Source organism: Candidatus Methylacidiphilales bacterium (assembly GCA_025056655.1).
Classification (GTDB): domain Bacteria; phylum Verrucomicrobiota; class Verrucomicrobiia; order Methylacidiphilales; family JANWVL01; genus JANWVL01.
Genome location: JANWVL010000060.1, coordinates 1 through 9,761 on the forward strand (window position 1 = coordinate 1; position 9,761 = coordinate 9,761).

General features: G+C 52.5%; 2 protein-coding genes. Both read right to left on the minus strand.

Annotated elements, in window-relative coordinates; translation table 11 throughout:
- A partial coding sequence (locus tag NZM04_03460) for a DUF6531 domain-containing protein (protein ID MCS7063097.1) occupies positions 1–7,655 on the minus strand: 7,655 nt, incomplete at its 3' end.
- A gap of 259 nt (positions 7,656–7,914) precedes the next feature.
- On the minus strand, positions 7,915–9,585 hold the full coding sequence (locus NZM04_03465) for a DUF4114 domain-containing protein (protein ID MCS7063098.1): 1,671 nt from the start codon (positions 9,583–9,585) through the stop codon (positions 7,915–7,917).
- Between the last annotated feature and the right edge of the window lie 176 nt (positions 9,586–9,761).

Genomic DNA, 9,761 nt, shown 5'->3' on the forward strand with positions numbered 1-9,761 from the left:
GCGTAATTCTGGATCGTCCACCCCTCTGTCTTGATGCGTCTGCCCAGCGCATCGTAGATGAAACGTTCGTCCGTCCCTTTCCCGTCAGCTTCTCGCACCCATCGGTAATAGATGCGCCCTTGGGCATCGTATTCATTTAGATCATACGGATAGTGGGGAGGGGCTTGATTATAGATTTGCACGACATTTCCGGCTTCGTCATAAACCCATTCCCGTGTCTGATTGCTCCCGTTAACATTAAAACTACTCTGCGCCTCCGCGGTCTTCCCCGTAGGCATCACGCCTTGCACCCTGAGCGTGTGCGGCCCGGGGCTGAGCAACGCCGTGCCACTCCACGCGCCGACGTTGTCCGCTGGCCCCGGATGCGTGATCCCATGCACCTCGGCGCCGTCTATAAACGCTCGCACTACCGCCGCGCCTTTCGCCGTGCCAGTCAGTAGAATCGGAGCAAGGTAGGCTGGATGTGCCGTCACAGCGGCTCGCCAAAAGACTTGTGAAGACGTCAGATCCATGATCGTGCCTGCTCCACTCCCGCTCTGCACGCGCTTGGTGAGCATGCCTAGCCATGATCCGCCAAAGTCATACGTATTGGCCACGCTGGCCGTTTGGGCATGGGCCGGTGCGTAACTCTCACTGGAGAGCCAACCTCGTCCTAGTGTGTAGCTATAGCTCCGCGTCTCATTCCATGAGCCCGCGCCGCTTCGCGTGGCTGTGTAGCTCGATTGTCGGCCATCGGCATGATACCCGATCCCCTCCGCAAGAACAGTGGCCGCATTTACCGTGGTATTTTGTTGAGTAATCTGTCCGCGCCCATTGCGTGCTGTGATCGTCTGCGTGCGGAAACTATTCACCCGATTCACAAGCATCCCGGCATCGTCGTAGTTGAAATTATAATCTGCTACATTCGGCATCCGCGTGCGGGTCTTCGTTAATAATCCATCGGCGCGGTAAGTGTATTCGTATTGGGGACTGCTGAAGGCTGATGGGGTGATGGAGAGCGAAGTGCGTCGCCCAGCGGCATCGTAATTTTGCGAGACTCGACTGTGCAGGGCGCCGGCAATTGTGATCTCTTCGCTGCGCAGTTGTCCGTAGGCGTCCCACGTCCGCTTTACTTGTGTGGGTGGACCGGCGGCGTGATTCGTGCTGCTTTGTTTGGCGTCCAAAAGCAAGCCGCGTCGGTCGTAGGTGAATTGGGTGGTGGATTGATGCTTTTGCGCGCTAGCGTTGGTGGTGATTTGCTTTACGCGAGAGAAGTCGTCGTAGGTGTAAGTGTGGGTGATGTTACCTCCACCGTTGCCGCCTCGCTCTTCCACCCGTTTTTGCAGCAGGCCGATCTGCGGTCCGCTAGTGTAGTAGAAGTAGGTGTTTTTGCGGGTGATTTGGTTATAGACGAGCTCTTTGAGGTATTCTTCTTTCAGGAGGCCGTTGGCGTAGTAGTTTTTGTAGTGGACGAGTTGGATGCCGTTATTATTGGCAGGCGGGAGCTGCCGCTCTTTGAGTTGGCCGATGGCGTCGTGGATAAAGGTCGTTGTGGCTCCATCATAGAGCCGTTCTGTAGCTAGCCGACCGAAGGCATCATAGGTCCATAGGGTATTTCTTCCGCTCGGATCTCGGTGGAACGTTTTATGGCCTTCGGCGTCGTAGTTAAAAAGTGTCGTGGCAACATGAGGCGTGCCAAAGCCAGATTTTACGATGCAGGGGAGACCGTAGGTATTGGTCCACGTCTTGGTCTTGATTTGATTGGGCCCGGTTCCTTCCAGCTCCGTCACGGCGTGGTGATCGGGACTATATTCGTAGGCGGTCTTACGGACTAGGGCGTTGCTGGCGTTTTTGATCTCGATGGATTCGATGCGACCGAGGATGTCGCGGGTGGTGATGGTTTTTTCGTTAAGGGCGTTGGTGACGGTGGTGATTTTTCCGCAGTTATCATACGTCGTTGTTATTTTTTGTTGGGCAGAGAAGACTGTGGCGGCAGGGCCGGTGCGGACTTTGGGGCGGTCGAGGTCATCGTAGGTGGTCTGCCATTTATCGGCTTCGAGGCCGACTTCGGTGATGAGGTTTCCGCGGCGATCGTAAGTTTGGATATGAGTGGCTAGGACGGTGTTATCGGCTTTACGGAGGGTGGTGGTGATGGTGCGGGCGGCGTCGTTGTAGACGGTCTCGCGGAAGGTGCCGTTGGCGAGGATTTCTTTATGGAGGCGACCATCGGCGTAGTAGCGCCATTCGAGAATTTGACCGGTGGGGAGGATTTGTTTTTTAAGTTTTCCTGTGGAGGTGTAGAAATTTTCTGTGATGGCGCCGATGAAGGAAGTGTGTTTTTTAACGAGGCCGCCGGGTTCGTATTCAAAGAATTCCGTGGCGAGGGGTGTGCCGGAGGCTTCACCGGAGAATTGCTTGCGCCAGACGGGTCGGCCGAGTTCATCAGGGAAGAGCGTGACGACATGACCCCGTGGGGAACGAATCTGTGTGAGGTGGCCTGCGTTATTGTAATCGTAGAAGGTGGTGGCGAGATTTTTGGGGGAGGCTGGCATGAACATGCCGCTGCCATTGTCGAGCGGCTCGGATAGCCATTGGATTTTTTGGCGCAGACGGCCGGAGCCATCGTAGTGATTCCAGACGTAGTCTTCAGCAGGGTTTTCGGCAGTCTGGTAACGGGGGCCATCGCTCCAAGTGATCTCGCCGGCGTGGTTGTAGTAATCGTAGTGCCAGCCGATGAGGGATCCGGATTCGTTGCGGTATTCGGTCCAGGTGCGGCGTCCCATAGGGTCGTAGGCGTAGGCGATGGAGCGGTTGAGGGCATCGGTCTCGCGGATCAGCTCACCGCGGTCGTTGTATTTGAAGGTGGTGACGATATTGGGATCGGCGGTGCCGGTATAGCGGGTGCGGGAGGTGGGGTAGCCGCGGGTGTCGAATGTCCATTGGGTGAGCGCTTCGTCGGATGTGCCTTGGGCGCGAATTTCTTTGAAACGAAGGCCTTTGGCAAATGGGGGTGTGGAGCCTCCTGTGGAGGTGTATTCGTATTTAGTGCGGGTGATGAGGGTGGTGCCGGAGAGTTTTTCAGATTTTGTAAGGCTATAAGGAGCGGCGGGATCTTCGTAGTAGAGTTTGGTGGTAATGCCGGATGGATCGAGGATCGTCTCGGGAAGATTTTTGGAGTTGTAGGTGGCGGTGGTGGTAGCGGTGGTGATCACTCCGTCGCCTTTTAGGTCGCCGGTGATTTTAGTTTCGGTTAAATTACCATTGGCGTCGTATTTGTATTCGGTGATGAGGCCGCGGGGATCGATGGTTTTTTTGAGGCTGCGTGGGTAAGCGCCGGGGGAGTTGTCTCCTGGGAGATACCATTCTTGAATGGTTTCATAAAGGAAGGGAGAAGGCTGGACGATTTTGGTGATGAGTTTTTGGGAATTGTAATGGAAGACAGTGTGGCGGCCGAGGGCGTCGGTGACTTTGGTTTGGTTGGGAACGGAGTAATCAAAGGTGGAGGCCGTGATGATGTTCCAGTTGGCGCCGCCGTTTGATTTTTGAAGCGTCACGCGGCGATCGTTATCATAGGTATTTTCGATGATGCGGCCTTCAGGGAGAATTTCTCTGGAGATGAGGTGGGTGGAGGTGTATTGGGGGGAGCCGTTGACGATGGTTGATTCGTTCTTGTATTCGTAAGTGTAGGTGGAGCCGTCAGGGCGGGTGACAGCGATGAGGTCGCCGTGTTTATCATATCTGTAGTGAACGCGGCGGCCGTCGCCGGTGTAGGCTTCGATGACGCGCCCGAGAGGATCGTAGTAGAAGCCGATGAAGTTGCCGTTGCTCGATTCGATGCGGCGGAGGAGGCCGTAGTCTGGGCGGGAAGCGGCTTGAGGATCGTAAGTGGTGTCGACGAAGTGAAAGGTGTAACGGTTACCGGCGTGGTCTTCCCATTTTTCGAGGTAGGGGCGAGTGCGATGGAGAGCAGGATTGCCAGCGACGGGGAAGGAGCGGACTTTGAAGGTGCGTTTGCTACCATCGGGTGCTGTAAGAGTGTAGAAGGTATCGCTGCCGGAGGTGGATTTAACGAGCTTGGCGTTAAACATATTGCCAATGGATCCGAGGATATCGCCGTGAACGTTATTGAGTGTGGGATTATCGGCGGGCTCGGGTTTGTAGAGATTGGGGTCGGATTGCTGGCGGTAGGCGATGACGGAGCCATCCAACTCGGCGGCGTAGATCAGGTCGTTTCCTTCTTTAATGGTGAGATAGGGGATGAAGGCAGGTTTCCAGCCGTAGCCGAATTCGGTGGGGAGGAGTTGAAAGCTGGAGTAGTTGCGGCGGATTTGTAGGGGCATGGGTCCAGGGAGGGTGAGGTCGGTGACGTCTATGTAGAACTCTCCGGTGACGACGTTGACGGGGTCGGCGATGAAGGTCGCACCGGCATTCCAATTGGGTTTGTAAATACTACCGCGATTGGTGGAGAAGGTGTCGCTATTCCATAGGTCAATACTTGTGGGGACAGGAGGAAATGACGGGGCAAGATAGCTGCTAACTGAGTTGTAAGATAGTAATTTGGTGGGGGTGGGGGTGAAGTAGTTTGTGGAGGGCGTGGTGATCTGGTTGTAGAATGAGAGGGATTGACTGACGGAATAGTTGGTGGGAAAGAGCTGATAATTGCTTGAAGATGGCGGCGGCGTGTAAGCCATGGAGTAGCTGTTGTTCTTATAATTCAAGTTAAAATTCAGATAATTACTCGGCTCGTAACGTGGCGTGGACCAAAGCCCACCGTAGCCGCCATTCCATGACGTTAAATTTCCGCTGATCAGTGCTGCACCAGCATTCGGTGACAAGATCATGGCTCCCATGCCTCGGTAGCTATTGTCGGCATTTTTTGTAGGGCGTGGGGGGATGTAAACCACGGTATTATCATTATCCGCAGTGGATGGATTGAAGGCATTCGTTATACTTGTCCAGATAGAGGTATCCCAGTTTTTGAGTTTTTGGGTATGGGCACCAAAGGTATAGGATACTTCGCCGGCGGCTGCATAATTTTGTTTGGTCAAGGTAAGCATTCCGGGAGAAGCGGCCTTCTGTAGCATGCGCACGGTGGAAAGGGGATCGGGATCATCATAAAAGGAGCGAAGAATCTGGTGTTCCTGCGCCGAGATGCCGGTGATCAAGAGGGGTAGGACTTCATTATTGGTCACAGTGGATACGTTGCCGGAGTCATTCTTAAATGTATTATTCCCGATCGATGTAAGGAGGTAAAAGCTCATATCCACACTGGGCTGCTGGAGATTGATATCCCCGTTATTGGGCAAATTGCCGCTGGCGTCCCGATAAGCTCGCAATTTGGATAATCCGTAGCCAAAAAAGGATGTGAAGCGCGCGCCGGTGAGCGATTCCACCATACATCGCTCTTTATCCACTTGCTCGTAGTAGCTCATTCCTAAAAGATAGGTAGGGGCACCTCGAGCTATTTCTGTGTCGTAAGAGGCGTTCGGGTTGGCATCTAAAAGCTGCTCGATTTTCCACGTGGCATCCGCATGGACGCGCAGCATCCTGGGCGTAGCGCGGCCAAAATTAAAACAAATCGCGGCAAAATCACCCTTGGCCAAAGGAGCCAGTTCATTGGTGACTTCGTAACGACTATAAACATCAAGAAAGTTATTGTCTAAACTCGGGTGCGTTCCATCCGTCAGGCCAGAAAGCCGGTGGCGCTGATAGGTCACTTTAATTTTGGTATGCTGGTCGCTGGCATTAATGGGATAGCTGAGAACTTGTTTTTTAAGCAGGTCCGGATCATTGGCAAAGGCCATTTCTCCGGTGATGCCAGAATGAAACTCAGCGAGTGTGAGATAAACGGTATGAGCGTTGGCTCCAGTCTTTTCATGGCGCACGATCAAACGGCGATTATGCAAATCCATAGCACGTAACCAGCCGGTCTCCACCTTTTTTGCTGGGTTTTCTTGGCTGAAGACTTCGATTTTAATGCGGTCGAACATCGTCTCCGTCACGCCGCTGATAATTTGCGTGCGATCCTTAAGCGAGACGAATTGCGCAGGCGCGCCGGTGAGTGCTAGCGGCTTGGGAAAATCATCCCATGTGGCATATAGATTCTTTCGATATACCGTCTTCCAGCCGATTTTTTCCCAGCTTACGTCATTGGGTAGATGTTTTTTGATGAAAGCAGGCAGAAGGACTAGCGGCGTGTCGTTACCGCCGTGGGCCGCTATTGTGGAGGCGTCCATAATGCTTGGGTCGTTTTGAAAATACTTACGGATCCAATTTTGCGAACCGCGATAGGCGGCTGGCAGATAGTTGTTGTAATCGTAGCCCTCCTTGATTTGTAGATCTTTAATCCAAGGGAAAAGATGCACCCAACGATTTTCCGCCGCAATCCATGCGGAGACGAAGGGGTAGTTCACCGGAATCATGGTCGGCACTGCTGGGTCTTCATGCAGGGGATAGTAGGTGAGAAATCCTTTGATCTGGGTTTGCAAAAGGAGACTCATCCGCGCATCGAGCATCTTCAGGCCGTTACCGACAGGGAAGGAATAAATCGCCGGCACATTGGCTTTGCGTAGAAGATAGACTAGAAGCGCACATTGCTCTGCTGGGGAGCCTTGACCTTCCATATAGGTGGCATAGGCACCGCGATTCATGCCGCCGCAGTTGATTGAGGGATGATTGGTATTGCCGCCGGTGTTGTGGCTGATGGCATCGGTGAGTTCAATTTCATTATGCACAAAGTTTGCCAGAGCAATCGGGTTATTACCCATGTCCGTCACCAATTGATCGAGCGTAGGATGCTGGCGCAACTCCGGTGTGTTATTGATTTGAAGATATTGAGTGATCTGTGCCGCGCTCGGTGTGCTGTAGCCTGTGGGATTGATTGAGCCTGAAGCCGTGAGTAACTCTTGTGGATTCTTCCCCGCATAAGCTGATGGCAACGGTTCACCCCAAAACTGCGGCAGATTAATTTGATCGGTGATCCAGGGGTCGCGCGTGCGAAATTCCATGGCATAGAGCCGATTGTAAGCTTTGGAATTGTTCGGATCTGCTGGATTCGTAACGACCATCGGCTTGAGATTATTTTCATCGGCACCGCCGTAGCCGTTGTATTCGATCACGTAATAATAATTCTCCGCCGCCGCATCCGCTTTATGTTCTAGGAGAAAAACCGGATTATATTTAGTGCCCCAACGCTGCGCTTGCCCGCCGATGTTTTGCAATCGCAGCACCGTCGTCAACCCATGCGCCGTGGTCTCTTGACGAAACCCGTTTTGAAGATACGCCTCCCACGCTGGAGTCCCCGGCTTAGGCAGAGGAATGGTGATCGTCTGCACCGGAGCTACGTTTACAGCTCCATTATTAAAAGCCGTCCTTTGATAAACTAAAATCCTTAGCTGCGTATCCGCGCCCCAAGTTCCGCTATAAAACACCCAACGGTAAACCTGTCCGATGAACAACGGTGAGCTATTTTCATCAGAATATCCATAGACAGCCATCATATTTTGAAACTGATTTCCTAGACTGTTTCCAGCATCGCTTGGATAATCATACGGCGCCCCAGCCCGTAAATGGTAACGCATCTCTTTTTGTATCCGGTAATACCACGGAGCTGCCGTTCCACTCGGCGTCCCAACAGCCATCACACCGACCCCACGCTGTCCATCGATCGGCTTCAAAAATGAGGCATCCGCCACGCTGCCAACCGCAGGCCGATACGCGACGGCCGCACTTGCTCCCCATCCACTTACCGTTCCCCCGCAAAAAAAGAGATTGCGATTGCACAGATGATGAATACATGGTCATTGGCTTGTTTTTTCATAGTTTGATACATATTAATTTTTCTCGGTTTATCGGATCGGCTCACACAGGAGGGACAGCATCCGAGCCTTCCCTGATCTGCGAGGAGATGGCTCTCGTTGTTTCCATTAAACACTCTCATGGCACCGTGCTCCCCATCGCCGGTTGCACAATCGTCACCATGAAGACGCCATTCCCTACCCCACCTTGATTCGGCCTGATATCCATCCAATTCGGCACCCCGTCGCTGTCAAAATCTCCTCCTGCATCATTCACCCCAGGATTTAACCCATGCGCTATCTCCCACGCATCCGGCATCCCATCTGCGTCGTTATCCACACTCGTGGATTGAGGAATGATGATATGAATCCACTGCGATACAGACCTCCCGTTACTCCATGCTGTAGCCGCGATCAAAGCCTTCCCCACTGTATTCTCCGTCCGCACTTTAGCCGAAATTTGCCCGCTGGCATTGCTGCGCAAAACAAGCGGTGAAATATAATTCGTCCCATTATACACCCCTGCCACGCCAAGCTCCGTCGTAAATTCAATCGGTGCGTTGGGTAACAAAACGTTATTCTTATCCCTCACCTCCAGCACCACCGGTTGGCTCAAATTACTATTCGGCAACGCCACCTGATGATTGCCTGAAACAATGCGCACTTGTGGCAATTCCCCATTGTAATAATCCCGCCAATCCGTAGGCGGCACCGATAAAAACTCATCCAAATCACTCACCCCATCGCCATCGCTATCCCAGCTATTCGGATCACTGCCCAACCACTTCTCCCGCTCGTCCGAAATCCCATCCCCATCCGTATCCCTCTCCCATGCCTTTAATCGATAAAACTTCCGCGCCTCACCGCTATGACTATCGAATTTCTCCATCTCGCCATCCACGCCACTCATATTCACCGCACCCAATAAATCCGACCAAGGATCCACCGATAAATTCATCTTCTTTTCCAGCGTATAGTTCATATAGCTCTTCCCCGGCCAAAAAAGCCGCACTTGCTGATTGAGCGCTGGAGCGATCTTAAGCCACGCGACATATTCCTTCTCATCACTTTTATAAGTAAGCCCTATTCCATGCATAAAATCCTCCACCGTCCCCAAAATAGCCTGTCCAATAGCTGTATTCCGCCATTCCTTCGACGGATTGATCACATCATCAATAAGCGGCGCCTCAGCCCGTGCACCGGTGAAAAGAACGACCACATCATTACAATCAAAATCCGATCCCTCCTCCACATTCACATCCTCAAACGCAAAACCGTAACCCGGAAATTTAAGCGCACTCATCTGCCCAAAATTGAATCCATCCCCTGGCCTGTCTGTAGCCAAGCTAAAAAGAGGCCGCGCCGCACCCGTGCTCGTAGGATTATTATACACATTTTGTATCGTATCATTGGGCACCAACATCACGCCAAAAGTGGCTCCGGCGGCCAAGGTATAATACTGCATCCCTTGGTATGTCCCTGCAGAATGATTGCCCTCATAAGGGAGTGCCCCCACATGTCTAGCCGCATCCAGCGCGTCCCTCAGCACCACATACCCATCATTAGCATTATTCTGCAAACATCGCCGAGCCGCCTCTTGAATCCAAGCCACCGACCCCGGTGACGCCACCTCACCCGTCACAGGCCAATTATCCAACCGAAAAATCCCCATCTCTCCGTTCCCATACCCACCTCCATCATACAGATACTCTACCCCCACCTTGCCCTGAGGGTGAAGCACCTCAAAGACACCAGCCGAATAATTCCGCACACTCTCCGGAGGTGCTCCCAACACCGCGCCCGTCCTCATTAACATCATCACCCACACTATGTATATTATCTTTGTATTATTTCTCATAAATCTATGAACCTATCTACAATTGATTAAGGACAAGATGAAACCAGCCCCTCTTGAGACCCAGATAGTCACCGCCTTGCATACCGCTTGATTTTTTAGGAAATTCTGCCTTTACGAAATCATCCTCC